This is a genomic window from Halomonas sp. NCCP-2165 (assembly GCF_023708045.1).
GTDB lineage: Bacteria > Pseudomonadota > Gammaproteobacteria > Pseudomonadales > Halomonadaceae > Bisbaumannia > Bisbaumannia pacifica.
Genome location: NZ_BRCY01000026.1, coordinates 16218 through 42515 on the forward strand (window position 1 = coordinate 16218; position 26298 = coordinate 42515).

Here is a 26298-nt window from a genome sequence, read left to right on the forward strand (position 1 = left end):
GTTACACGGCCTCCTTCGGTTCGGTGTTGTGCTTCATCTTGTACTCGTTCTCCTCCACCTGCTCCGGGTTGATCGAGCGCAACACCCAGATGATCAGGCCGATGATAAAGAACGCCGAGGGCGGCAGCAGCAGCAGGCCATTGGGCACATACCAGCCGCCGTTCTGCACGGTCTCGAGCACGGTGAAACCGAACACGCTACCGGAGCCGAACAGCTCGCGGAAGAAGCCCACGGTCATCAGGATAAAGCCGTAACCGAGGCCGTTGCCGAGGCCGTCGAGGAAGGAGAGTCCCGGGCTGTTCTGCATGGCGAAGCCTTCCGCCCGGCCCATCACGATGCAGTTGGTGATGATCAGGCCGACGAACACCGAGAGCTGCTTGGACATCTCGTAGGCGTACGCCTTGAGGATCTGATCCACCACGATCACCAGGGAGGCGATGATGGTCATCTGCACGATGATGCGGATGGCGGACGGGATATGGTTGCGGATCAGCGACACGAAGAGGTTGGAGAAGGCGGTAACGAACATCACCGCACAGGTCATCACCAGCGACACGCTCATGCTGGTGGTCACCGCCAGGGCCGAACAGATCCCCAGCACCTGCAGGGCGATGGGGTTGTTCTTGAATACCGGCGTCGTGATGACGCCCTTGGGAGTTGCATCCGCCATGATCAGACTCCTTCCGCTTCGGGTTCGACGTCGGCGCGCTCGGCGTCGTCCTGGGTCACGCCGCTACGGAACCGCGCCAGGTAGTTGCCGAAGCCTTCCGGGCTCAGCCAGAACTGCAGCATATTGGTCACGCCGTTGCTGGTCAGGGTGGCACCGGAGAGCGCATCGATCTCGTTCTCGCCGCTGGCCCCGCCCTTGGTCAGGTGGATGGCCGGTTCCAGGCTATCGCCGTCGGCGAAGACCTCCTTGCCTTCCCACTGGGCCTGCCAGCGCGGATTGTTCACCTCGGCACCCAGCCCCGGGGTCTCGGCATGCTCGTAGTAGGTGATGCCGACGATGGTGTTGCCGTCACCCTCCACGGAGAGGAAGCCACGCATCAGCCCCCACAGCCCCTGGCCGCGGATCGGCAGGATGATCTGCTCCGGGTTCTCCGGGTCACCGACCAGATAGACGGTGGCGAAGTTCTCGACACGCACCAGGCCGGCCGGATCCCGCTCGCCGGAGAGGGTCCGCGAGGCCGCCGGATCGCGACGCGCCTCGAAGCCGTCGTAGGTCGCCGGGTCGTGGGTCGGCGAGTAGTCGCCGCTGCGCAGGTCGACGACCCGCGGGGTGACCTCGCCGAAGGCCGCTTCCACATCCATGCCGGGCTCGTAGAGATTGGCCACGTTGAGGATGTTGGTCTTGCGATCCAGCTCCTGGTTGAGCTGCTGCTGGGGACGCAGGGCCACCGCCGCGGTGGAGACGATCACCGAGCAGACGATGCAGAGGGCGAAGGCCACGCCCAGGATCTTCTTGATGGAATTGTTACCTTGTGCCATCAGGCAGTCTCCTCGGCCGTGGCGCCGGTGCGCTTAAGACGACGCTTGATATTGGCCTGGACAAAGAAATGGTCAATCAGCGGGGCGAACAGGTTGGCGAAGAGGATCGCCAGCATGATGCCCTCGGGGAAGGCCGGGTTGACCACGCGGATCAGCACGGTCATCACGCCGATCAGCGCGCCGAACAGCAGGCGCCCCTGATTGGTCATGGAGGCGGACACCGGGTCGGTGGCCATGAACACCATGCCGAAGGCGAAGCCGCCCACCACCAGGTGCCAGTACCAGGGCATGGCGAACATGGGGTTGCTGTCGGAGCCGATCAGGTTGAAGAGCGCGCTGGTGGCCACCATGCCGAGGAAGGTCCCGAGCATGATCCGCCAGGAGGCGATCTTGGTCCACAGCAGCACCACCGCGCCGATCAGGATGGCCAGGGTCGAGACCTCACCCACCGAGCCGGGAATATAGCCGATAAAGGCATCCCACCAGCTGTACTGGCTGGACAGGGCCGCCATGCCGTCCTGGAAGGCGATGGACAGCGCGGTCGCGCCGGTGAAACCATCGGCCGCCACCCATACCGCGTCCCCGGAGATCTGCGCCGGATAGGCGAAGTAGAGGAAGGCGCGGCCGGTCAACGCCGGGTTGAGGAAGTTCTTGCCGGTACCGCCGAAGATCTCCTTGCCGATCACCACGCCGAAGGTGATGCCGAGCGCCACCTGCCACAGTGGGATGGTGGCCGGCAGGACCAGGGCGAAGAGCACGGAGGTGACGAAGAAGCCCTCGTTGACCTCGTGACCCCGCTTGATGGCGAAGAGCACTTCCCAGAAGCCGCCCACCACGAAGGTCACCAGGTAGATGGGCAGGAAGTAGGTCGCCCCGAGCACCAGGTTGGACCACCAGCTGCCGGCATCGTGGCCGCCGGCCAGGGTCATCAGGATGGCTTCGCGCCAGCCGCCCATGGAGCCATAGCCGTCGGCGATGGCCAGGTTGGCCTGCCAGCCCGCCGACCACATGCCGAAGAACATGGCCGGGAAGGTGCACAGCCACACCGTGATCATGATGCGCTTGAGGTCGATGCCGTCGCGCACATGAGCGGTGGTCTTGGCCACGCTGGGCGGGGAGTAGAAGATGGTGTCCACCGCCTCGAAGAGCGGATAGTACTTCTCGTACTTGCCGCCCTTGTGGAAGTGCGGCTCGAGGTTGTCGAGTGTCTGTCGGATACCCATCATCAAGCCTCTTTCTCGATCGTGGTGAGGTTATCGCGCAGGATGGGACCGTACTCATACTTGCCCGGGCACACATAGGTGCACAGGGCCAGGTCCTCTTCGTCCAGCTCCAGACAACCCAGCTGCATGCCGACCTCGATATCGCCGACGATCAGCGTGCGCAGCAGTTGCGTGGGCAGGATATCCAGCGGCATCACCTGCTCGTAGGCACCCACCGGCACCATGGCCCGCTCGGAGCCGTTGGTGGAGGTGGTCGGCGCATAGTCCTTGAGCCCCAGGAGCTTGGACACATAGATGCCCATCACCGAGTGGCGGTTGGTCCCCGGCGACATCCAGCCCATGAAGGCGCGCTTGTTACCCTCCTCGAGGAGGCTGACCTGGTGGTGGAAACGCCCCAGGTAACGCAGCTTGCCCTCGGCGGTGAAGCCGGAGAACACCGAACCGGAGATCACGCGGGTGCTATCGGCATCGATAATTTCACCGGCGAGAAGTTCCTCGGTGCTGGCCCCGACCCGGGTACGCAGCAGCCGCGGATTCTCGGCGCGGGGGCCCGCCACGGCGACGACCCGGGCGGTGTCGAGCCGGCCTTCCACGAACAGCTTGCCGAAGGCGATGACGTCCTGATAGCCGATATGCCAGACCTGCTTGTGCAGGCCGACCGGCGACAGGTAATGGATATGGGTCCCCACCAGGCCCGCCGGATGGGGACCACGGAAGGTCTCCACCCGCACGCCGTCGACATCGCCGCCGGGCACCTTGGCCTCGGGGGCGGTACACAGGTAGACCCGGCCTTCGGTCAGCCGCGTCAGCACCCTGAGGCCCTGCTCGAAGGCCTCCGGCTGCTCATTGATGATCAGCGCCGGATCCGCGCTCAGCGGGTGGGTATCGATGGCGGTGACGAAGATATCCGCGGGGGTCGCGTCGAGGGCCGGCGTCCGCGAGAAAGGCCGGGTACGCAGCGCCGTCCACAGGCCGGCGGTATTGAGCTGCTCCACGACCGCCTGACGATCCAGCCGCTCCAGGGCGTCGGCCCCGTGCGCGGCAAAGGTTTCGGATTCTTCGCTGCCCTCGTCGACCTTGATCACCACCGACAGCAGGCGTCGCTTCTCGCCGCGATTGATGGCGACCACCTCACCGGCCGCCGGCGCGGTAAAGCGGACGCCGTCGATCTTCTTGTCGGTAAAGAGCAGTTGGCCCAGCTTGACTCTGTCCCCCTCCCGGACCTCCATGGTCGGCTTCATGCCAACGTAGTCGGTGCCCAGGACAGCCACGTGACGGACCGGGCGCGCATCTTCGATGCGCTGCTCGGGCGCCCCCGTGATGGGGAGATCCAGGCCTCGTTTGACTTCGATCATAGTCTCGCCCAGTTTCGGATCTGATGTTCAAGAAAGGGGGTCGGCAGACGCGCACGACACCGGATAGCCTGGCATTGTGCCCCACCCGGTTCTAGCCACGGCTTACGATTTTCTTTCTTATCAGAAGGTTAGCAGTTCGGCCCGAACGTGGCAGGCCGTCCCAAAAACGCGAGCATTATAAAGAGATACGCGACGAAAGGCCACATGGCCTAAGTCGCAAATAGGCGCCATAGGGTCGGCGTGATGGCGGAGAAGCGGCGGGAGAGGCGACCGCCCCGGGCGGGGCGGTCGAGGCATGCGACCTTGGTCGCGGCAGGCATCACGCCTGTCGCGACCCGGCCATCTGGCGCTTAGTCACGCTCCTTGGGGAAGGCCAGGAAGCTGACGTTGGACATGTGCTGCAGGATACGCACCACCTGGCAGCTGTAGCCGAACTCGTTGTCGTACCAGGCGTAGACCACGGCGTTATTGCCGTCGACGATGGTCGCCTTGGCATCGACGATACCGGCGTGGCGGTTGCCGACGAAGTCGGAGGAGACCACCTCGGCGGAGTCGACGTAGTCGATCTGCTTCTGCATCGGCGAATGCAGGGCCATGCGACGCAGGTAGTCGTTGAGGGCCGCGGCGTCGGTGGCCTGGTTCAGGCGCAGGTTGAGAATCGCCATGGAGACATTGGGGGTCGGCACGCGAATGGCGTTACCGGTCAGCTTGCCGGCCAGCTCCGGCAGCGCCTTGGCCACCGCCTTGGCGGCGCCGGTCTCGGTGAGCACCATGTTGAGCGGCGCGCTGCGGCCGCGGCGATCGCCCTTGTGGTAGTTGTCGATCAGGTTCTGATCGTTGGTGTAGGCATGCACGGTCTCGACGTGGCCATGCTCGACGCCGTAGTGGTCATTGAGGGCCTTGAGCACCGGCACGATGGCGTTGGTGGTACAGGAGGCGGCGGAGACGATGCGGTCATCGGCGGTGATATCGCCGTGGTTGACCCCATACACCACGTTCTTGATATCGCCCTTGCCCGGGGCGGTGAGCAGCGCCTTGGCGGCCCCCTTGCAGGCCAGGTGCTGGCTCAGGCCGTCCTCGTCACGCCAGATGCCGGTGTTGTCGACCACGATGGCGTTGTCGATGCCATAGGCGGTGTAGTCGATCTCGCTGGGCGAGTCGGCGTAGATCACCTTGATGACATTGCCGTTGGCGGTAATGGTACGGGCCTCTTCATCGACGCTCAGGGTCCCGGAGAAGGGCCCGTGCACGGAATCACGACGCAGCAGGCTGGCGCGCTTCTCCAGGTCCTTGGCGATATCGCCGCGGCCACGCACCACGATGGCGCGCAGGCGCAGCATGTTGCCGCCGCCGGCCTTCTCGATCAGGATGCGCGCCAGCAGGCGACCGATGCGCCCGAAGCCGTAGAGCACCACGTCCTTGGGCTCGCCGGTGCTGCCGTTGCCGCCATGGCCGTCGACGATCTCGGCCAGCTCACGCTTGAGGAAGGCCACCACGTCGCCCTCGCCGGAGTGCTTGAAGGCCACCGCCAGCTTGCCGACATCCACGTGGGCCGGGCCCAGGTTGAGGTCGACCATGGCCTTGACCAGCGGATAGGTATCCTGGACGCTGAGCTCGGTGCCCTCGACCTTCTTGACGAAGCGATGATCCTTGAGGATGCGAATCACGCTCTGGTTGATCAGCGAGCGCCCGAACAGCGAGGAGACGATGTTGTACTGGCGATAGAGCTTGCCCAGCAGGGGAATCATTTCCTCGGCAAGGGCTTCGTTGCTCTGCCATTCCTCAAAGACGGTGTCGAGCTTTTGCTGAGTCACGGGGGCCTCTCTTGGCTTGGGCTTGGTTACGGCTAGGGGTCGTCGGCAGCCTCGCCGGGATACCGGCGCGGTGCGAACCTGGCACGCATCACGTGCCATAAACTTTTGTTATTATCCCGGGCCAACGGCGATGCAGCAATTGCTGGATGGTCGCACCCGTTGTAGGTCAATTACAGAAACGGCCCCTTGACTACAAACGCGATATGGGCCTACCCCCTGCGTCCAGGCCGATGACGCGCAACACCGACCGGATTCGACTCGACCCATGTCCCACTTCTCGCCCCTCGCTCCTCCGCCCCCCGACGGCACCCGCGACACCCGCTACTGGAGCGCCCCCCAGGGCAGCGCCCAGGCCCTGGCCCTGGCGCGACTGGCCGATGCCGCCCCCCTGTTGGTGGTCACCGCCGATACCGCCGACGCCCAGCGCCTGGAGGAGGAGCTGCGCTTCTTCGCCGAGGTGCCGGTCCTGCCCTTCCCGGACTGGGAGATCCTCCCCTACGACGCCTTCTCGCCCCACCAGGACATCGTCTCGGCGCGGCTGCGTACCCTGCGCCGCCTGCAGCAGGTCGAGCGGGGCATCGTGGTGGTGCCGATCAATACCCTGATGCAGCGCCTGCCCCCCACCGACTATGTGGCCGGGCGGGTGCTGAGCCTGGCGGTGGGCCAGCGCCTCGATCGCGAGGGCTTCCGGGAGACCCTGGCCCGGGCCGGCTACCGGGCGGTGGAGACCGTCTACGAGCCCGGCGAGTACGCCCTGCGCGGTGCCCTGATTGACCTCTTCCCCATGGGCTCGGATCTGCCGCTGCGCATCGACCTCTTCGATGACGAGATCGACAGCCTGCGCCACTTCGACCCGGATACCCAGCGCAGCCAGGACAAGGTCGATGCCGTGGAGCTGCTGCCGGCTCACGAGTACCCCCTGACCCGCGGCGCCATCGCCTGCTTCCGGGAGGGCTTCGAGACCCTCTTCGACGTCGACCCGCGCCAGTGCCCGCTCTATGTGGATGCCCTCAAGGGCATCCCCTCCCCCGGCCTGGAGCAGTACCTGCCGCTGTTCTTCGAGGAAACGGCGAGTCTCTTCGATCATCTTCACGAGGGCACCCGCGTGGCCCTGCTGCCCCGGGTCCATGAGGCCGCGGAGCATCACTGGGCGGCCATCGAGAGTCGCTTCGAGAACCTCGGTGTCGACCCCAGCCGCCCCCTGCTGCCGCCCCATCGCGCCTTTATCCCGGTGGCCGAGCTGTTTGCCGCCATCAAGGCGCGACCCCGGGTCGCCCTGGTCGAAGACGACGACCACCTCCATGCCCGTCGCCCCGCCAGCCGCACGCCGCCGGCGGTGGCCATCGACAACCGCGCCCAGCGCCCCCTGGCGGCCCTGGAGGCCTTCCTCGACGACGCCGCCGCGACCCGGGTGCTGCTGGTGGCGGAATCCCGGGGCCGCCGCGAGGCCCTGGAGGAGCTGCTCGCCCCGCTGCACCTGTCCCTGCCCCACCTGGACGACTGGTCGGCCTTCCTCGCCGCCGAGAGCCGCCTGGCGATCACCGAGGGGGGCCTGGCCAGCGGCCTGTGGCTCGACGAGGGCATCGCGGTACTGACCGAGAGCGAGCTGTTCGGCGAGGTGGTCCGCCAGAGCCGGCGCCGCGAGAAGGCCACCGATGCGGGGGAGCTGGCGGTACGCCACCTGGCGGAGCTCAAGCCCGGCGCCCCGGTGGTCCATCAGACTCATGGCGTGGGGCGCTACCTGGGGCTCGAGACCCTGGAGGCCGGCGGCCAGGCCGCGGAGTTCCTGGCCCTGGAGTATGCCGATGGCGCCCGGCTCTATGTGCCGGTGGACAGCCTGCACCTGATCGCCCGCTACGCCGGCGCCAGCGACGAGGGCGCCCCGCTGCACCGCCTGGGCTCCGAGCAGTGGGAGAAGGTACGGCGCAAGGCCGCCGAGAAGATCCGCGACACCGCCGCCGAGCTGCTCGATGTCTACGCCCGCCGCGAGGCCCGGGAAGGCTTCGCCTGCGAGCTCCCCGTCGAGGAATACCAGCGCTTCGCCGCCAGCTTCCCCTTCGAGGAGACCCCGGACCAGCGCGAGGCGATTCAGGCGGTGATCCGCGACATGACCTCGCCCAGGCCCATGGATCGGGTGGTATGCGGCGACGTGGGCTTCGGCAAGACCGAGGTGGCCATGCGCGCCGCCTTCCTGGCGGTGCATTCCGGACGCCAGGTGGTGGTACTGGTGCCCACCACCCTGCTGGCCCAGCAGCACTACGAGAATTTCCGCGACCGTTTCGCCGATACCGCGGTGCAGGTGGAGCTGATCTCGCGCTTCACCGGCGGCAAGGGGCAGGCCGAGACCCTGGCGCGCATCCAGGAGGGCCGAGCCGATATCGTCATCGGCACCCACAAGCTGCTCGGCAAGTCGATGAAACTGCCCAAGATGGGCCTGCTGATCATCGACGAAGAGCACCGCTTCGGGGTCGCCCAGAAGGAGCGCCTCAAGAGCCTGCGCGCCGAGGTGGATATCCTCACCCTGACCGCCACGCCGATTCCGCGCACCCTGAACATGGCGATGAGCGGGATCCGCGACCTGTCGATCATCGCCACCCCGCCGGCGCGGCGCCTGTCGGTGAAGACCTTCGTACAGAACCGCAACGAGCCGGTGATCAAGGAGGCGCTGCTGCGAGAGATCCTGCGCGGCGGCCAGGCCTACTTCCTGCACAACGAGGTCAAGACCATCGAGGCCGCCGCCGAGAAGGTCCGCGAGCTGGTCCCGGAGGCGCGGGTGGCGGTGGCCCACGGCCAGCTGCCGGAGCGCTCCCTGGAGCGGGTGATGTCGGACTTCTACCACAAGCGCTTCAATGTGCTGGTCTGTTCCACCATCATCGAGACCGGCATCGACGTGCCCAGCGCCAACACCATCATCATCGAGCGCGCCGACAAGTTCGGCCTGGCACAGTTGCACCAGTTGCGCGGTCGGGTCGGACGCAGTCACCACCAGGCCTACGCCTACCTGCTGACCCCGCCGCCCAAGGCGATGACCCGCGATGCCCTCAAGCGCCTGGAGGCGATCGGCGCCGCCGAGGACCTGGGGGCCGGCTTCACCCTGGCCAGCCATGACATGGAGATCCGCGGCGCCGGCGAGCTGCTCGGCGACGAGCAGAGCGGTCAGATGGAGACCATCGGCTATAGTCTCTATATGCAGATGCTCGACCGGGCGGTGAAGGCGATCAAGTCGGGCCAGACGCCCAATATCGAGGCGCCGCTGGACGACGGGGTGGAGGTCAGCCTCAACCTGCCCGCCTTGATCCCCGAGGATTACATGCCGGATGTGCAGCAGCGACTGATCATGTATAAACGCATCGCCAGCGCCGCGGACGACGCCGAGCTCAAGGAGCTGCAGGTGGAACTGATCGACCGCTTCGGCCTGCTGCCGGCGCCGCTCAAGACGCTGCTGCGCCAGACCCGATTGCGTCAGCGAGCCGAGCGTCTGGGCATTCGCCGCCTGGAAGCGGGCGGGGCCCGTGGCCGGGTGATCTTCGCCGCCACCACCCGGGTTGACCCCATGACCCTGGTGGGGCTGATCCAGAAGGAACCGCGCCACTACCGCCTGGAGGGCGCCGACACCCTGCGCTTCGAGGCGGCCATGGAGGACGAGGCATCGCGTTTCGAGGCGCTGGAACGGCTGCTGGAAACCCTGAATCGCAAGACCCAGGCAGCCTAGACGATGATTTCGCGGCGGCCAGGAAGGCCGCCCGGGCAACCCATAGGACATTGACCATGAAAGTGCTAACCCGGGGCCTGGCCCCGCTTACCCTGGCCCTGCTGCCCGCGCTCGCTTGGGCGCAGGAGTTGCCCCGCGGCCATTATGCGCTGCCCGAGGAGGGCGACGTGATCGGCGAGGTGCGCATCATCGACGCCGCCGAGGAGGACACCCTGCTGGATATCGCCCGGCGCCATAACCTCGGTTTCGAGGAGATCCGCCGCGCCAACCCCGACGTCAGCCTGTGGTACCCCGGCGAGGGCACCGAGGTGGTGCTGCCCACCCGGTTCATCCTGCCGGATGCCCCGCGGGAGGGGATCGTCATCAACCTCTCGGAGCTGCGCCTCTACTACTTCCCCGCCGAGGATCCGGGCCGCGTGGAGACCTATCCCATCAGCGTGGGGCGCGACGGTTTCGCCACCCCGGTGGGCGTGACCCGCACCACCGTCAAGGTCAAGGACCCGGCCTGGGCGCCGCCCCAGTCGATGCGCGAGGAAGCCGCGGCCCGCGGCGAGCCGCCGCCGGCCATCGTGCCCCCCGGGCCCGACAACCCCCTGGGACGTCATGCCATCCTGCTGGGGCTGCCCAGCTACCTGATTCACGGCACCAACCGTCCCGACGGCGTGGGCATGCGGGTGAGTCGCGGCTGCATCCGCATGTTCCCGGAGGACATCGAGAGCCTCTACGAGCGGGTGCCCAACGGTACCCGGGTCAATATCGTCGACCAGCCCTTCAAGGCGGGCTGGGCCGGCGACACCCTGATGGTCCAGGCCTACCCGGCCCTGGAGGAGAACGAGGCGAGCTTCGAGCCGGTGCTCAATGCCCTGGAGGTATTGAGCCGCGCCTTCGGCGACGAGGAGCCGCCGATCGACTATGCCCAACTGCGTCAGGCGGTGGAGTCCCCCAGCGGTCAGCCGGTGGCGGTGCTGCGCGAGGCCGAGGAGGCCCCCCGGGCACCGCAAGCGGATCCCGCCCCGGTGGAAGGGATCTATGAAGTCATCGAGGTGGCGAATCGCTAACGCCCGCCCCCTGGCGTTGCAGCAGCGACGCCAGGGGCTCGGGCGGGCCCAGCAAGGGCCCACTTCCCCACTGGTAGCCCAGGCCGCGCAGGCTGCTCAACCGCTCTTCGTTATCGAGCTCGGTGACGAGAATCCGCACCCCCAGCATCACCGCCGTGTCACGAATGCCCTTGAGCAGCAGCAGCGCCCGCTGGTCGCCGGGCAGGGTCCGGATCATCTCCCCGGGCAGCCGCAGCACGCTCAGCGGTAGACGCAGCAACGCCAGGAGTTCTACCCCCCCGGTCTCCCCTTCCACGGACAACCCCACGCCCAGCCTGCGCAGGCGCTTGAGGTTCTTCCAGGCCGTCTCGCCAGGCGGCAGGACAAGGCCGTCCAGACACAATTCGATACGCCCCGGGGGTATGCCCTGTTCCTCGCAGCGCGCCTCCAACCAGTCACTGAACATCGGTGACTCCAGGTGCTCGGCGGCGAGGGGGAAACACCAGCTAACCCCCGGCAGCAGGGCCTGCTGGCTCAACTGTCGCAGCCCGACGCTGATCAGGTAGCGCTCCAGGCCGAGGACCTGCTGGCAGAATCGCGCCAGGGGGCGCCAGGTAGCGGGAGCCATCCTCCCCCACCGGGGGTGCTGCCACTCCAGCTGGAAAGTGCCACCCGCCAGCTGGCGGGTGGAAAGCCGGTAGAGCGGGGTGACCAGAACACGCAACTGCTCCGCCGGCGGCACGGCATCGCGTCGCAACTCCTCCAGCAGCGCCGCCTGCTGGCTTGCGCGGTCCAGTTCCCCGGGACGAAACCAGGCCGGGCGCCGGGCGCCGTCGTCGGCCACCCGATCCGCCGCGTTTCTGGCCGCCAGCAGCAGGGCGCGGGGGCTGTCCCCCTCGCTCATTGCCACTCCCAGCCGCGGCAACAGCCGATGATGCTCGCCGCCCAGCTCGATGCTGTCCTCCAGGCCCCGCTGCAGGCGCTCCATGAATAGCCGTGCCTGCGACTCATCGGGGAAGCTGCCCATGACCGCGAAGGCCCCCTCATCGAGGCGCGCCAGATAGGCCTGACTGCCCACCAGCGTGCGCAGGCGTTTCGCCACGGCGGGCAGCAGTCGACTCGCCGGCTCGACCTCTCCCGAGGCCTCGAGGGCCGCCAGGCGGTCGAAGCCGATCCAGCAGAGCTGGAAGGGGTAGGCCTGCTGCAGGTAGCGGCTCATGCGCGCCTCGAGGGCCGGCCACTCGGGGAGGCGCGTGCGCTCATCCAGTGACAACCGGCGCCGACGCTGGCGTCGACGCATCTCCGCCCAACCGGCCAGCAGCAGCAAGAGGAGCGCCAGCACCCCGGCGCCCACGGCGACCGCCACCAACCAGCCGCCGCGCCGCTGACGCTCGGCCTGCGCCTCGTCGAGACCGAAGCGGGTGACGTCCTGGCCGCCCGAGCCGAGGCGCTCGGCGTAGTGAAGGCGTGGCGTGGCGGCGGCGGCGGCCACCCCGCCGCCGCCGTCCTGGCTCGAGACGCCATCGAGGGCATCCAGTAGCTGTGCGGCCACCGCCGTCTCGTCGGCGATAATGCCCCCCAGGCACCCCTCCGGCAGCCAGGCCGGATCCAGGCACCAGAGCCGCCATCCCAGGCGGCGCAGCGCCTCGGCCTGGCGACGGGCCTGGGGCGTCGGCGGCGCCACCAGGAACCCCTGGTCGCGCCTGACGTCACCGGAGGCCAGGCGATGCTCGGCCCGGGGCAAGGGATCGCGGCTCAGCCGTTCCCAGCGCACTTGACGCCCGCTGAACTCCGCCCCCTCCGCCAGATAGGGCGCCAGCCGCGACTCCTGGGCCGCGCCGGCGCCCCATATCACCGGCAGCGTGGCCTCCCGGTGCATCACCCATGCCAGGCTGCGGCGCAGCACGGGCGCCAGGTCGATCAAGGCGATCCCCCGCGCGGCGAGCCAGTCGCGCTGCTCGCGGCCGAAGATCCCATAGGCCACCAGCTCCCGGCGTCCCAGCGCCTGGGCCTGCTGGCGATAGAAGCGCAGGGCCGGTTCGTGCAGCAGCACGATGCGCGGTGCCAGGGCCGCGAGCGCCAGGGCCTGCCGTCCCGGCAGTCCCTGCCCCTCCTGGTGGCGCAGATAGGCCACCTCGGCCCGCTGCCCCCGCGTCTCGAGCGCCTCGACCAGCGCCCGTATCAGGGCGGCATCCTGGGGCTGGCCGGGACTGCCCGGGGCGATGATCAGGGTCTCGGGCCGATCGGCGGCCAGGGCCGGCGCCGCGCCGAGCCAGACACCCAGCAGCCAGACCCAGGCAAGAAGATGACGCCTCATAGGGTGACCCTAGAGCGAATCGTCGCATTACCCACGTCGGGAACGGTGACCTCCCCCAGCGTGATGGCGGGCAGGGGGAAGGCCGCCGCGTCCAGGCGCAGGCAAACCTCCAGCTCGCGATTCCCCGACGGGAAGAAGTCGCCATCATCGCAGCGGGCGATCAGGCTCGCGAACAGCGCCCGCTCGCCGATCAGCGTGTCGACCAGGCCAGCGATGGCGCCCGACGCCGGCAGACCATCCTCCTGTCGCTCCAGGGCCACGGCCGAGCGGGCCGCCTCGCCGCTCAGACGGTTCAGGTCATGCAGTGCCACGAAGTAGATGCTGTAACTGATCATGCCATAGAGCACGATCAGAAATAGCGGGAAGATCAGCGCGAACTCGATGGCCACGGCGCCCCGCTGATGGTATGGATTAGCGATCATTTTCATAGCACCAGCTCCGCCCCCTGTTGCTCCAATCCGGGCTCGAAATCGAGGATATTCACGTCGGCCCCGGAGACCTCCAACCCCAGCTGTTCCAGCAGCGGTTCGACCACCTGAGCCGCCAGGATCCCGGTCACCACGCCGCCGAGGACCTCCTGGGTCAGGTCGACCACCGGCGTGACCAGCCCGCCCAGGGGCACCCCCAGCACATCGACACTCAGGTCGATCTCGTCCAGCGCTTCGCTCAGTGACTCGGTCAGATCGGACGAGGAGCCGCCGAATTCGATGCGGCTATCCTCGGGCACCTGCGGCGGCCAGGTCCCCAGGCCCGGTTGGGGCGACATCACGCTACCCGCCCAGCTCTGCTCCAGGTCGGCGAGCCAGGTCGCGAGATCCTCCTGCCAGCCCCCGGTACTGCCGCCTTGGCTGCCGATCTCCTCGTCCAGGGTGGGTACCTCTCTTTCATTCTCCCAGTCGGTGCAGTAAACCAGGCAATCGCGAGATTGTATCCAGGTCGTATCATCTGGGTTGATCTGGGTCTGATGGCCGAGCGGCAGCAGGCTTCCAACAAGGCTCAGCAGACCCTCTAACAGGCCACCGGCGGTGTCCACTACGCGACCAACCAGTGGCGAGTCTTCATCGATACCCAGCGACGAGGTGATGCCCGAGGCCAGGCCGGCCTCGCTGAAGCCGGTATCGGGACGGTCGGAGACCCGGGTACCGAGGATGCCGACATCCAGGTCCAGGGCGATGGCCGTCGGCTGCTGATAGGCGGAGACCATCAACCGATGCCCCTGCCCCTGCGGCTCGGCCCGATCGATGCCGGCGCGGGCCCCGCCCGCCAGCACCCCCAGCCGAATGCCCACCTCCGCCAGCAGGGGCACGCTGACGTCGGCGCCGATCCCCAGCTTGACCTGGGCGGTGCGCGCCTCGGTTTGCCACTGCCCCCCGCAGGCCCCCTGGGAGCCATCGGCACAGCCGATGGGACCGATGGCGATACGCGGGGGCTCGATCACCTCGAGCACCACGTCCAGCCCCCCCAACAGGCCCAGGTCGACCCCCAGGTCCTCCACCTGGAGGAAGCGACCGTTGCCCACGAAGGCCATGGCCTCGAGCAGCGACAGCAAGCCGACCTGGGCATTCAGGGCGCTCTCCTCCGCCGCGGGGTCCACCCGCACGACCTCGGCCAGCTCGATGCTATCGAGTCCCAGGTCGATAAACAGCTCGATGGCCTCGGCGAAGAGCTCGACGCCTGCCGATAGGGTCGACTCGGAGAGGCCCTCGTCGCGACTCAATGCCCGCAGTTCAGTGATATTGGCCAGCTGTGCCAGGTTCAGGCTGACGCCATCCACAAGCCCCTGGGCGGTACCCGCATCGGCGGCCAGGTCGATCAGGTCGAGCAGGGACACCGAGGCATTGGCCAGCCCCTCGTACCCCACCGCCGTCACGTCCAGGCCCGGCCCCAGCAGGGTGCCCAGCAGGCCGCTGCCATCCGCCCTCAAGAGCCGCGACCCCACGGAGAAGGTGGCGATATTATCGGCGGGACGTTGGGCGGTGGCTTCGGCGCGCAGGGTCGCCGTGGTGTCTCCCAGCATGGTCTCGACCAGGCTCGGGCGGGTCGTCAGGGTCGCGGCGATATGGATGGCGTTGCGTCCGGCGACTCCCGCCTCATAGCCGCGACCATCGGCCCGGGACACCTCGGCACACTCGATCAGCGTCTGGCCCTCGGCAATGGGCGCGAATTCGCGCAGGGTATGGACACTGCCCTCCTCCCCCCGGGTCAGGCGGCAGAGCCCGCCGAGCTGCGGGGGCTCCATCACCAGGACCCGCCGGTAACCGCTGTCGTCCGCCTGGTCGACATCGAAGCCATTGCGCCGGGCCGCCGCCTCGAGGGTGGCGCGGTCGATACTCTCCAGGCCTTCGTCGGCCTCTGCCACCGCCGTCAAGGCGGTCAGGTCCACCACCCGCTGCAGGTTCTGCTTCTCCCAGTAGAGGCGCCCGGTATCCAGGGCCACCACGATGCAGGCGATGAGCAGCACCATGACCAGAGCGGCCATCAGGCCGATGGCCCCGCGCTGGCGGCGAGAGCCCGCTTCCCTGCGATCAATAGCCATGCTCGCCCGCCCTACTCGCCAGAGAAATCGGTGTCGATATAGCGTTCGGGAATCGGGTGGCCAAAGCTCTCCAGGTAGCGCCGGTAGATGCGCGCCTGCACCTCGCCTGAGACATGCTGACGATGGGGCGAGGCCGCTTGACCGTGGCGCTGCAGGGCCAGCAGCTCCCGCACGGAGTGACTCCCGGCGGTGACCCGCGGCGCCGTTTCTCTGTGGTAGGTGGTGGTCCCGGCCCGGGACGAGGCCGTAACCCCCTGGGCCAGTGCCGAGCCGCTCAGGCTCATGCCAAGCACCAGCAGACAGGAAGCAGCGACCTTGGTGAATCCGTTCATATGACTATCCCCCCACGGGCTCTGGTATCGAACCGTCAGTGATTGGTTTCCAGCCGGCGCAACCGCGCCAGCAGGGCATTATCCACCCCATAGCGACGCGCCACGCGCTCGGCCTCGTCCTGGCGTCCCTCCTGCATCAGGCTAAGCACCAGATTGGTGGCCGCGTTACGCTGCCCCTCATCCAACTCCAGGGCCGTCAGGAACTGCTGGCGAGCCTCGCGATGCTCCTGCCCCAGCAGCAGCAGATAACCGAGGTCGTTGCGGATCCGGGCATCCGCGGGACGCCGATCCCGGGCCGACTGCATCAACGCCAGGGCCTCGTCGAGGGCGCCACGGTGTGCCGCATTGAGGGCCAGACCGCGGTAGGCATCCGCCGCCAGGCAGGTCTCGCGAAGCTCCAGGTAGACCCGATCCGCCAGGGCACGCCGATCGATCCGCCGCAGGGCCTCGGCCCGCAGCAGCTTGGCCTGCGGATAGTCGAAGCCGAAGGTATCCAGGTAGGCCAGGGCGGCCCGGGGGCGGTCGTCATCGAGCTGCTGGCCGATCATCGCCAACTGCACGCCCACCTCGCCGTCATAGCGCTCGCCACAGGCCCCGCGGGCCTGTCGATCCGCCTCCTCCGGCGCCAGGGCCCCGGATACCAGGGTCGTGGTGGTGGTGCATCCACCGAGCAGGCCCACCAGGGCCAGGAGCGAGAGCGTGGTGCGCCAGCGTCGCGGCGACATCTCAGTTCCCCAGGGCATCGAAGAGCCCTCCCAGATTGATCACCGCCGGCCCGGCCAACACGATCAGCAGGGCCGGGAAGAGAAACAGCATCATCACCAGCGACATCTTGCCGGACATCTTGGTCACCACTTCCTGAATACGGGTACGGCGACGGTCGCGAATCAGGTCACTCAGGGTCACCAGCGACTGCCGGGCCCCGCCCCCGGAGGCGGATACCTGGGCCAGCAGCTTGAACAGGTCCTGGAGCCCCTCGCAGCACTGAATCTCGGCCAGCGCCTCCAGGACCTCTTCCCGAGCCTGGCCGGCCTCGATACGGTGCAGGGCCAGGCGCAGCTCGCGCACCGACTCCGGGGCCACCGGCGCCAGGTTGATGATCAGGCCGCGCAGCACCCCCTCCAGGGTCATGCCGGCATCCCAGAGCATCCGCGTGACCTGCACCACCACCTCCACTTCCTCGTCCAGACGTGCGGCGCGCCGGGCGCGGCATCCCTTGATCCACCACCAGCCCAGCACGCCGACCAGGAGCCCGAAGGCCAGGCCACCCAGCATGGCGCGGGACCAGGCCTGCCCCTGCTGCCAGCCGAAGAGGGTCCCGCAGGTCACCGCGCCCAGGGCCACCAGCAGCACCGACCCGACCACCTGCACCTGGGCCCGGGTACCGATAAAGCCCGCCTGCCGCAGCAGCAACGCCAGCTCGGCCAGCCAGGGACGACGGCTGGCCTGACGGCGCCACAGGCTACGCCCGCCGCCCAGCAGGCGCGACTCCAGATAGGCATGATGGCGCTGCATGGCGGCCTGCCCCGCCTCCCCCGGGGCCAGCTCGAGCTCTGGCGCCTGGCCCGGCCAGCCCCCCTGGTCGGTCGAAGCCCGGGCGCGCTGCATCGCCTCACGGCGGCCCGCCAGCCAGCAGGCCCAGGCCGCCAGAAGAAGAGTGCAGGCTCCCAATATCAGCAATATCGCCATAGACTCGATCCCTGATTGCGAAGTGACGGCGAGATTATGGGTGGCACGTGCCACTCAGGCGACGCCGTTCTGTCCTAGACGGAGCGCAGCATCCGCCATAGGGTGAAGCATCCCCCCAGTTCCAGCCCCAGGGCCACCCAGAGGGCCAGCTTGCCGCTCGGGCTCTCCAGCATGGGGGCCAGAAACTCCGGATTGTTGATAACCATAAAGCCCGCCAGGGCCAGCGGCATTCCCGCCAGCACCACCGCCGTTACCCGGGTCTCGCCGGTCAGGGCCTTGAGCTCGCGGCGGCCACGCTCCTGCTGGCGCAGCAGTTCCACGAAGCTGCCGAGAATCTCCTTGAGACTGCCGCCATGCACCTGATTGACCTCCACCGCCGCGGCGAGCAGGTCGAACTCGTGAATCTTCAGCAGCTGTGCCTCGCGCCGCAGCCCGTCGTGGAGCTCCATGCCGAGGTCCCGGCGCACGGCGATACGGCTCAGGGCATCGCGCAGCGGCAAGGGCACGCGCTCCACGTTGCGGCGAAAGGCGATCTCCAGGGTGGCGCCCACGCCGATCTCGCGTACCACCTGCTCCATGAAGTTGGGCAGCTGATCACGAATCTTCCGGCGCAGGTGCTGGGCGCGCAGGCCGAGCCCGAGATTGATCACCACCAGACCGCCCAGCACCAGCAGCGCCCCCAGGCGGTGGCCGAACATCAACAGGCTGCCGAGTATCATCACCAGCAGCAGCCCGCCGAGCAGGAGCAAGCCCCGCCCTCCCAGATGAATCCCCGCCGCGAGCAGATAGTCCAGCACCACCTCCTGCAGCGAGTCGCGGGGTAAACGCTTACGGTGAGTGGTGAGGGTATCGCCACCCAGGGCCCGCTCGCTCTGATATTGGGCGCTCTTCCATAGCAGCCCGGCGGCGGCCAACAGCAGCGCCAGGGTAACCAGCCATAGCTGCCAGGGGGTCATGCCGGCTCCTCGATACGCTTGTGCCAGACGATCTCCCTGCCCAGTTGGCGATCCTCCCGGTGGTAGAGTCGCTCGAGCAGCACCTGTCCCGCCTTGAGCCCCTGCACCTGCTGCACTTCCACCACATGGCGATGCCCCTCGGCATCGCGGGTGATATGGATCACCAGGTCCAGGGCCGTGGCGACGATCTGATTGACCAGACCATCGGTGCCCTCGAAGCCCGCCAGGCGCACCATCATCTGCAGACGCACCAGGGCATCCCGGGCGGAGTTGGCGTGCACCGTGCTCATGGAGCCCAGGTGACCGGTATTCATGGCCTGCAGCATGTCCAGGGCCTCGTCGCCGCGGCTCTCCCCCAGGATCACCCGGTCGGGACGCATACGCAGGGCATTCTTGACCAGTTGCCGGGCGCCGACCTCGCCCTCCCCTTCGCTATTGGGGGCCCGGGTCTCGAGGCGCACCACATGGCTATTGCCCAGCTGGAGCTCGGCGGCATCCTCGATGGTCACCACCCGCTCATGAGGGGGAATCTCGCGACTGAGAATATTCAGAAGAGTGGTCTTGCCGGAGCCGGTGGCCCCGCTGATCAGGATATTGCGCCGCTCAGCCACGGCCTGCTGCAACAGGCGCATCAGGGGCGCGGTGAGGGCATCGCTTTCGATCAGGTCGTCGGCGGTCAACGCCTCGCGGCGAAACTTGCGGATCGACACGCAAGGGCCGTCGAGCGCCAGCGGCGGAATGATCACATTGACCCGGGAGCCATCCGGCAGGCGGGCATCCACCATGGGGCTCGACTCGTCCAGGCGGCGCCCCAGGGGAGCCAGCATGCGCCGCACCACCCGCAGGATATGGGCGTCGTTGAGGAAGCGCTCCGGCACCCGGCCGAGGACGCCGTCACGCTCGACGAAGATCCGCCGCGGCCCGTTGATCAGGATGTCGGAGATGCTGTCGTCGCGAAGCAGCGGCTGCAGCGGGCCGAAGCCGGTGAGCTCGTGCAGCACCTCACGAGTCAGCGGCTCCAGGGCCTGGGGCAGCAGGGTCAGGTGGCGGGCATCCAGGTACTCGCGAACCAGTCCCTCGACCCGCATCAGCATCACCGTGGGGTCATCGTCGAGCAGGCCATTCTCGTCCTCGAGACGCTCGATCACCGCCCGATGCAGGTCATTCTTCAGGGCCGGGTCGTCCGCATCCACCAGGGTACGCTTGGCCTCACCGCGACCACGCTGGAATTGTTTCAAGGGCATCGCGGACCTCCTTAGCGTGAGAAGCCGACCTCACCCAGGCGCTCGATGGCGCGGGCATCCTGGGGATCGAAGAGCAGCTCGAGGAAGGTCGGGTCGTAGCGTCGCAGGGTATCCCCCGGCAACTCGTCGAAGGTGGTACCCGCCGCCATGGGGGATACCAGGTGCGGAGTGACGATCATGATCAGCTCCTTCTCGTCACGCTCGAAGCGGGTCGAGCGGAAGAAGGCCCCCAGCACCGGCAGGTCGCCGAGCCCGGGGATCTTGTCGACATTCTGCAGGGTGTTGTTACTGACCAGGCCGCTGATGATAAAGCTCTCGCCATTGCCGAGCTGAATGGTGGTATCGGTACGCCGCACGTTGAGGGCCGGTACCTGGACGCCCCCCGACTGGATGCTGCGGGTAAAGTCGAGCTCGCTGACCTCGGGGGCCACCTTGAGCATGATGCGGTTCTCGTCGAGCACCGTGGGAGTCAGCTGCAGGCGGATCCCGAACTCCTTGAACTCCACGGTGATTTCGCCGTCGCTGCTGCGCGCCGGGAAGGGAAACTCGCCGCCGGCCAGGAAGGTGGCGCTCTGCCCGGAGAGGGTCACCAGGCTGGGTTCGGCCAGGGTATAGGCGAAGCCATTGTTGCGCAGGGCGCTGATGGCTCCCAGATAACCGCGACTGGCGTTGCCGCCGATAATCGAGAACCCTTCCGAGAGCGGCGGTATCAGGCTGCCGTCATTGAGGAAGGCGGCACCGCTGCCGGTGTTGCCGACGGCAAACTGGGTATTTCCCCCGTTGTCACGCCCCAGGAAGAAGCCCACGGACTCCAGGCGACGGCGATTGACCTCGATCACCCGGATATCCGCCTGCACCTGCAGGGGCCCCACCTGGCGACTGGCATCCACCAGCGGCAGGTCCTCGAAGCGTTGCCGCGCCTGGTCATGGCGCTCCAGGGACGCCGTGTCGCCGATCATCCGCGGCACCCCGGAGGCCTGGCTGAGCCGATACTCCCCCTCCAGGCCCAGGGAGCCGCTGGGCGCGACCTCGAGTCGATAGAGGCGTGGTTCCCCGGCGCCCTCGAGCCAGACCCGCAGCGAGGTGGCCCCCACGCCGAGTCCGGTAATCAGTAGCTCGCTGTCACTGACCAGTTGCACATTGGCGATCTCGCCCGAGCCGATGGCGGTACGCTCGACCGCTCGAGGCAAGTGCAGTCGCTGCTGGTCGCCGACTATTACATCGATAATACGATCGCTGGGCGGGGTGATATCGGCCTGGACGAGCGGGGCGGCCCCGAGGAGCAGCACCAGAAACACCAGACGAAAGAGCCACTGAGATGCCGTCGATCTAGCCATGCATTGATATCCTTTAGGCATGAAATCATGCCGAAACCATCATCTTGAAAGGTCAGCCACCGGGCACTTCGACGACACGCACCTCTCCCCCCACATGCTGGACCACGCGACGCGAGGAGGCGCCATGCGACGCGCGACTCGATGCGCGATGCGGCGCCGGAGCGGCCGCCGCCGGCGGGCGAGACCCCAGGGTGGAAACCCCGGTGAGCTCCTCGAAGCGCACCGCAGGCCCCAGGCCGTCGCCGTCGGCCGAGGCATGGCCGTTGGCGGCCTCGTCACTCAGGGCGGCATGCCTCAGGCCGGGCAAGGGGGTCAGGCCGTGCTCCTGGGGCGCGACCAGGCCCTGGGCGCGCTCGCTGGCGCCGATCACCGCCAGACGCAGGCGCCCGGTGGTCTCCGCCAGCAGCAGCCGCGGTGCCTGGGCCTCGTCGAGGGCCAAGACCGCGGTGCGCCCGCTGCGCTGAGCCTCCTGCTCGCCGTCGGCGGGCACCCCACGCAGGTCGGCGCCGAAGCTCAGCACCTCCACGTCACGGAAGAGTCGCCGCGCCAGCTGGGTGCGCGCTGGGTCGTTGCCCTGGGCATAGTAGAAGACATCGACCCGATCACCCGGGGCGATAAAACCGCCCCCGCCGATCACCTCGTCGATGCTGACCGCCAGGGCACGCTTGCCGGGCGGCACCGCCTCGGCGAGCAAGCCACCCAGGGCAAAATGCTCGGGGCGCAGGATATCTCCGGCCGCCAGGGGACGCGTCAGCACCCGCCCCTCCACCTCGGCGATCTCGGCGAAACTTTCCGCCACCGCGACCGGGTAGTCCACGGTGCGCAGCATGGGGTCCCCCGCCTCGGGGCGGGCCTCGAGACGGGTACCGATAGCGAGCGGCTCGGCGGCGGTCAGCACGGGAAAGCCGGGGGGAGACACCTCCTGAGATGGCGCCTCCACCACCGGGGCCGGCTCCATGGCCGGCGGCAGATCACGGGTCAGTTGCCAACCGGCGAAGGCCAGGCCGATGGCAATCGCCACCAGCACGGCGGCGATACCCTTAAGCAGATTGGGGGACATACGCATTTCCCTGCGCGTTATTTTAACTTGCTATGAAAAACCCAGCCTATCACTATACTTACGTGGCATTATCAAAGTTTACGGCGGTCTTCACCTTCTCAAAGAAAGTTTTAAAAGCATCCGCCAGCCCCAACTCAGAGCCCACAAATACCGCCAGGGCAATTACCGCGGCAATGACCACATACTCAATCGCACTGGCCCCCCGCTGCTTACGGAATTTCGGACGATTAAGCTGCATGGTCACGGCGCCCCGCTGCATCAGTGCGGTGATTTTTTCGAACATGTTTTTCATGGTTATCACTCCCTGCGTTAACCAAATCCCCTCGAAATGGGGGCTATTACCTAAGCATCTACCACCTTAGGCTCTGTACGAAAGTAGCCGACTTATTGAAATTTCACTAATTCAGCCAGCAACGAAACATTAACTCTCTCGGGGCAACCCATACCCCGACGACTAGCCGCCCAGGTTCCAGCTGATCCGGGCATTGATGCGACCATCCCGACTGTCGGTATCCAGGTCCCGGTCGCCGATGGGCTGGGCATACTCGACGCCCAGGCGGTAGAGACTGCCCCGGCTTAACTCGACGCCGGCCACCGCCGAGGCGATCTCGTGTTCGGTATCGCTTTCGTTAAAGCGCGTACGGGCCCCATCGACCAGGAGATAGGGCTCCACCGAGCTGACCCAGTCGCTCTCCAGCGGCTGCAGATAGCGCAGCTCGATCTCGCCGGCCACCCCATAGTCACCCTCCGCCTGGCTATCGCCATAGCCGCGACCGAAGCGACTGCCACCATAGTTGCCCTGTTCCGGTGACGGCAGGGTGTCATCCGACCAGAAACCGGCGATACGGCTGGTCAGCCGCCAGCGCGACGCCAGTTGCTCCACCCAGCGGGCTTCGCTCCCCAGGCGGGTGAAATGCAGCTCTTCCGGCTGATTGATCGAGCCGGTTGCGCTGCTCAGGCGATTGCGGTTAGCGCCCAGATCGACGCCTTGGCGCAGGTCGCCCCGCCACTCGAGGATGCGTTCCTCGCTGGCACGGCGCAGTCGCGTATTGAACTCGAAGGCCGAGAAGTTCAGGCGCTGCTCCAGCAGGGCCAGCCCCTGCTCGACGAAGCGGGTGCGTTGATGGTGGTGATCCAGTTGGCCGCCCACGAACCAGGTAAAGCGACGAGAGAGATGCAGCGGATAGTCGAGTCCGGCACGATAGCGCTCGGTGATCTTCTCCTCCGTCGCCTGCTGGTTGCCCAACAGGCTGATACCGGTCGGCTCCTCGGTCTCGAAGCGGCTAGCCGCCAGGGAGAGTCGCAGCCCCTCGACGCCCAGCTCCTGCTGGTACTCGGCGGCGTAGAATGCATCGTCGGTATCGACGGGGACCAGGGCCGCCAGGGAGAGGCGTTCGGCATGACGCGTATTGGACTGCAGCGTCAGGTTGGCCAGCAGCTGGATATCGTCCTCATCGCCCCCTTGCAGGGAAAAGCCGCCATCCAGGGAGCGCATGGCGCGCTCTTCTACCCTCAGGGTGGTACCGCCGCTGGGAGTGCGAGGCACCGGAGCATTGATCGCAAGCGTTGCCCCCGGTATCCGCTCCATCAGGGCGGTATAGCGCTCGAAGGTGGCCCGAGTCAGGGGGCGCTCGTCGAGGATTCGGGCGGCGAGGCGCCGCACGCGACTCGCCACCGCGGCCTTGTCGATATCGAGCTCGGTGCGGGCGATATAGCCCTCGACGACCACCACGGTCACCACGCCATTACGGAAGTTGTTATCGGGGAGATAAGCGTAGGAGAGCGGGTAACCGGCCTGCTGATAACGGCGGGTGATTGCCTCGACGGCATCGATCAATTCGCCTACCGTGACCCGCTGCCCCAGCATGGGACTCAAGCCGCCCGCGAGATCCTCGAGTTCGAAGACGGTACCGCCACGAAAATCGAGATGCGCGACCGGAACCACGGTCTCGCGACGAATGGCACCGGCCACCCGAGGCAGGGAGACACTGGTGGCACTTCGCCGCGCCTCGGATTCCCGAATCTGTTCCAGGCCTGGCACCTGAGTCGGCTGGCGCTCGTCAATAAAAGACGGAGAATCACTGGCATTCGCTATAGAAACTGGCGCCAGCAGGCCCAACACACTTATGCATACGGACGAAAGCGGCGAAACGCCCGACGGCTTCCTGAATAAACCACGATAGCTTGACTGCATAGCATCCTTTCCCTGGACCCATGATGATCTTCGTCATCTGCACTACTTCCGTTACCATTCGTTACTTTCTATCACACGAATGCTTGCCACACCACCCCGAGTATTAATCACTATGAGGATTTGGACAAAACAGGGTCCCGGGCCGCCCTACCAGGCGACCCAGGACCCGTGAAGAATGGCTTATTCGCCCCGGCCGGATGATCCGCCCAGCAGGCCCCCAGCAACGTCATCGACGGTCCCGAGCAGGCCACCTACCAGGCCAGCCTCGCCGCCAGTCAAGCCGCCATCACCGAGTAGCCCGCCTTCGTCGCCCAGCAAGCCGCCGGCAACACCATCCACGGTCCCGGTGACGCCACCCAGCAGGCCGCCATCACCACCGAGCAGGCCGCCTTCGCCGCCCAGCAAGCCTCCGGCAACACCATCCACGGTCCCGGTGACGCCACCCAGCAGGCCGCCATCACCACCGAGCAGGCCGCCTTCGCCGCCCAGCAAGCCTCCGGTCACGCCATCCACGGTCCCGGTGACGCCGCCCAGTAGGCCGCCATCACCACCGAGCAGTCCGCCTTCGCCGCCTAGTAGACCACCTTCGCCGCCCAGCAAGCCGGCATTACCGCTTAGCAGGCCATCGCCTAGCAGGCCGCCCTCCAATAGGCCCGACGCCTCTCCCGTGGTCAGCAGGCCTCCGGTGTCGGCAACCAGTTGACCGACGCCCCCCAGGGTGCCCCCCAAGCCGCCCAGCAAGGGATCCTGGCCGCCGAGGGAGTCACCCAGCATCACCACGACACCACCTGCCTCGTTGAGCAGGTCATTGGCCACCGGCCCGATTACCAGGGCATCACCCAACTGCTGCGTCGTCCCCTCCACCGAGAGCAGTACCGGGCGCACCACCCCCGTCAGCTCGGTCGTCAGGCCGGCCAGATGACCATTCCCATCGGTCAGCGCCAGGGTCAAGGAATCCCCCAGGGCCGATACGCTTCCTCCCAGTTCGCCAACCGTCTTGCCGAGAGTGGTGACCAGTCCCGAGGCGTTATCGACCTGCATCAATACCGGCAGCGACTTTAACGAGGTAACGGTATCGCCCAGCGCTCCTACGCCGCGCCCGGCATCCCCGACGGTGCCGGTCACCCCACCCAGGGTCGTCCCCAGGGCATTATCATTGGTGGCATAGCTACCCAAGCCATCCCGGAGGCCGCCGGCCAGGGTATTTACGCCGGTGCCCAGATGAACCAGGACGTCTCCGGTGCCATCGGTCACACCACCGATCAAGGGAAGTTCCTGCTGACTGATGCCCTCGCCCAGCACCGCCACCGTGCTTCCTACGCCTTCGCTGGCATCACCGGCGTCCCGGACCATCGTTTCCAGCACAGTCAACCCCGCCTGGTCGCCGCCGCCATCGCCGCCGCCATCGCCGCCACCATCGCCGCCGCCATCGCCACCGCCACCGCCATCGCCGCCGCCATCGCCGCCGCCATCGCCGCCGCCATCGCCGCCGCCATCGCCGCCGCCATCGCCGCCGCCATCGCCGCCACCATCGGTTACCCCGCCGTCGTCGGAAGGTAGCGTAAGGGTTGAGCTTCCACTACACCCCGCCATTGAAATAGCCATCACGAGTACGGCCAACGGGAATAGACGTGTTCCTTTGATATTCATGGCATTTTCCTTTGCGCTTTATCGCCCACTCTCCGCCTCGGAGAACATGCCCCCGAGTGGAAAGCCAGACCAAAAGAAATCGTGGATCGACGAGCCGCCATCAGCGATGGACTACGGACAACATCACAGATCGCTTACACCCGAACCAATTCTCGAGGCCTCCGAAGCCTCATCAATTCGCGAAATGGGAATAATGACTAGATTCCGCCAGCTCTCGAAGAAATAGTTAAGTGTCGGGTCCCGTGTGATTAACCACTCGTTTGGTAAATAACTCAGGTCGCTTGGCCTGCCACTCCTTCATCGCCGTGATCGGTGATTGATGATGCAGCGCCTTCTGAGGGATGTGGTGATTGT

21 protein-coding genes and 1 pseudogene are annotated in these 26298 nt (G+C 66.9%); 3 read left to right on the forward strand and 19 right to left on the reverse strand.

Annotated features, from left to right (window positions below):
- Window position 1 precedes the first annotated feature (1 nt).
- The 5 genes from NFU04_RS12940 to NFU04_RS12960 all read right to left on the reverse strand — a co-directional run bounded on the left by NFU04_RS12940 (window position 2) and on the right by NFU04_RS12960 (window position 5880).
- A complete protein-coding gene (locus NFU04_RS12940) occupies window positions 2-670 on the reverse strand; it encodes an NADH:ubiquinone reductase (Na(+)-transporting) subunit D (protein ID WP_146803171.1) in 669 nt (222 codons plus the stop codon).
- A 2-nt stretch (window positions 671-672) separates the two neighbouring features.
- Window positions 673-1488 (reverse strand): Na(+)-translocating NADH-quinone reductase subunit C, encoded by an 816-nt coding sequence (locus NFU04_RS12945; RefSeq protein ID WP_251309881.1) that lies wholly within the window; start codon window positions 1486-1488, stop codon window positions 673-675.
- Window positions 1488-2714, reverse strand: coding sequence for an NADH:ubiquinone reductase (Na(+)-transporting) subunit B (locus NFU04_RS12950; RefSeq protein ID WP_251309882.1), 1227 nt, complete (start codon window positions 2712-2714; stop codon window positions 1488-1490). Before NFU04_RS12950 ends, NFU04_RS12945 begins: the two co-directional genes overlap by 1 nt.
- The gene (locus NFU04_RS12955) at window positions 2714-4066 is read right to left on the reverse strand and encodes a Na(+)-translocating NADH-quinone reductase subunit A (RefSeq protein WP_251309883.1); all 1353 of its coding nucleotides are present in this window, start codon (window positions 4064-4066) and stop codon (window positions 2714-2716) included. The genes NFU04_RS12950 and NFU04_RS12955 overlap by 1 nt, the downstream gene beginning before the upstream one ends.
- 350 nt (window positions 4067-4416) lie before the next feature.
- On the reverse strand, window positions 4417-5880 hold the full coding sequence (locus NFU04_RS12960) for a glyceraldehyde-3-phosphate dehydrogenase (protein WP_251309884.1): 1464 nt from the start codon (window positions 5878-5880) through the stop codon (window positions 4417-4419).
- Between the two features lie 265 nt (window positions 5881-6145).
- Between NFU04_RS12960 and mfd the strand changes: the two genes are divergently transcribed.
- Window positions 6146-9592, forward strand: coding sequence for a transcription-repair coupling factor (mfd, locus tag NFU04_RS12965; RefSeq protein WP_251309885.1), 3447 nt, complete (start codon window positions 6146-6148; stop codon window positions 9590-9592).
- Window positions 9593-9648: 56 nt separating this feature from the next.
- Window positions 9649-10650 (forward strand): L,D-transpeptidase family protein, encoded by a 1002-nt coding sequence (locus tag NFU04_RS12970; RefSeq protein ID WP_251309886.1) that lies wholly within the window; start codon window positions 9649-9651, stop codon window positions 10648-10650.
- Here NFU04_RS12970 and NFU04_RS12975 read toward each other — a convergent pair.
- The 13 genes from NFU04_RS12975 to NFU04_RS13035 form a co-directional block, all read right to left on the reverse strand.
- A complete protein-coding gene (locus NFU04_RS12975) occupies window positions 10628-12946 on the reverse strand; it encodes an EAL domain-containing protein (protein ID WP_251309887.1) in 2319 nt (772 codons plus the stop codon). The genes NFU04_RS12970 and NFU04_RS12975 overlap by 23 nt on opposite strands.
- A complete protein-coding gene (locus NFU04_RS12980; protein ID WP_251309888.1) occupies window positions 12943-13374 on the reverse strand; it encodes a TadE/TadG family type IV pilus assembly protein in 432 nt (143 codons plus the stop codon). The genes NFU04_RS12975 and NFU04_RS12980 overlap by 4 nt, the downstream gene beginning before the upstream one ends.
- A complete protein-coding gene (locus NFU04_RS16400) occupies window positions 13371-15482 on the reverse strand; it encodes a pilus assembly protein TadG-related protein (protein ID WP_285835153.1) in 2112 nt (703 codons plus the stop codon). The genes NFU04_RS12980 and NFU04_RS16400 overlap by 4 nt, the downstream gene beginning before the upstream one ends.
- Before the next feature lie 11 nt (window positions 15483-15493).
- Complete coding sequence (locus NFU04_RS12990; RefSeq protein WP_251309889.1) at window positions 15494-15814, reverse strand: DUF3613 domain-containing protein; 321 nt, start codon at window positions 15812-15814, stop codon at window positions 15494-15496.
- A 35-nt stretch (window positions 15815-15849) separates the two neighbouring features.
- Window positions 15850-16557 carry a hypothetical protein gene (locus tag NFU04_RS12995; RefSeq protein ID WP_251309890.1) on the reverse strand — a complete coding sequence of 236 codons (708 nt, stop codon included), beginning with the start codon at window positions 16555-16557 and terminating at the stop codon, window positions 15850-15852.
- Window positions 16541-17503, reverse strand: coding sequence for a type II secretion system F family protein (locus NFU04_RS13000; protein ID WP_251309891.1), 963 nt, complete (start codon window positions 17501-17503; stop codon window positions 16541-16543). The genes NFU04_RS12995 and NFU04_RS13000 overlap by 17 nt, the downstream gene beginning before the upstream one ends.
- 74 nt (window positions 17504-17577) lie before the next feature.
- Window positions 17578-18459, reverse strand: coding sequence for a type II secretion system F family protein (locus tag NFU04_RS13005; RefSeq protein ID WP_251309892.1), 882 nt, complete (start codon window positions 18457-18459; stop codon window positions 17578-17580).
- Window positions 18456-19703, reverse strand: coding sequence for an ATPase, T2SS/T4P/T4SS family (locus NFU04_RS13010; RefSeq protein WP_251309893.1), 1248 nt, complete (start codon window positions 19701-19703; stop codon window positions 18456-18458). The genes NFU04_RS13005 and NFU04_RS13010 overlap by 4 nt, the downstream gene beginning before the upstream one ends.
- A gap of 11 nt (window positions 19704-19714) precedes the next feature.
- The gene (locus NFU04_RS13015; protein WP_251309894.1) at window positions 19715-21040 is read right to left on the reverse strand and encodes a type II and III secretion system protein family protein; all 1326 of its coding nucleotides are present in this window, start codon (window positions 21038-21040) and stop codon (window positions 19715-19717) included.
- Window positions 21041-21092: 52 nt separating this feature from the next.
- Entirely contained in the window at window positions 21093-22100 is a 1008-nt protein-coding gene (cpaB, locus tag NFU04_RS13020; protein ID WP_251309895.1) for a Flp pilus assembly protein CpaB, read from the reverse strand.
- A gap of 58 nt (window positions 22101-22158) precedes the next feature.
- Window positions 22159-22392 carry a Flp family type IVb pilin gene (locus NFU04_RS13025; protein WP_251309896.1) on the reverse strand — a complete coding sequence of 78 codons (234 nt, stop codon included), beginning with the start codon at window positions 22390-22392 and terminating at the stop codon, window positions 22159-22161.
- Between the two features lie 162 nt (window positions 22393-22554).
- Window positions 22555-24141, reverse strand: a complete 1587-nt coding sequence (locus tag NFU04_RS13030; protein ID WP_251309897.1) for a ShlB/FhaC/HecB family hemolysin secretion/activation protein — start codon at window positions 24139-24141, stop codon at window positions 22555-22557.
- 333 nt (window positions 24142-24474) lie between these two features.
- The gene (locus NFU04_RS13035) at window positions 24475-25560 is read right to left on the reverse strand and encodes a collagen-like triple helix repeat-containing protein (RefSeq protein ID WP_251309898.1); all 1086 of its coding nucleotides are present in this window, start codon (window positions 25558-25560) and stop codon (window positions 24475-24477) included.
- Here NFU04_RS13035 and NFU04_RS13040 point away from each other — a divergent pair.
- The gene (locus tag NFU04_RS13040) at window positions 25516-25854 is read left to right on the forward strand and encodes a hypothetical protein (RefSeq protein WP_251309899.1); all 339 of its coding nucleotides are present in this window, start codon (window positions 25516-25518) and stop codon (window positions 25852-25854) included. The two genes, NFU04_RS13035 and NFU04_RS13040, sit on opposite strands and share 45 nt — an antisense overlap.
- A 316-nt stretch (window positions 25855-26170) precedes the next feature.
- Here the strand turns inward: NFU04_RS13040 and NFU04_RS13045 are convergent.
- Window positions 26171-26298 (reverse strand): annotated as a pseudogene (locus tag NFU04_RS13045) (IS481 family transposase); the annotation flags it as partial.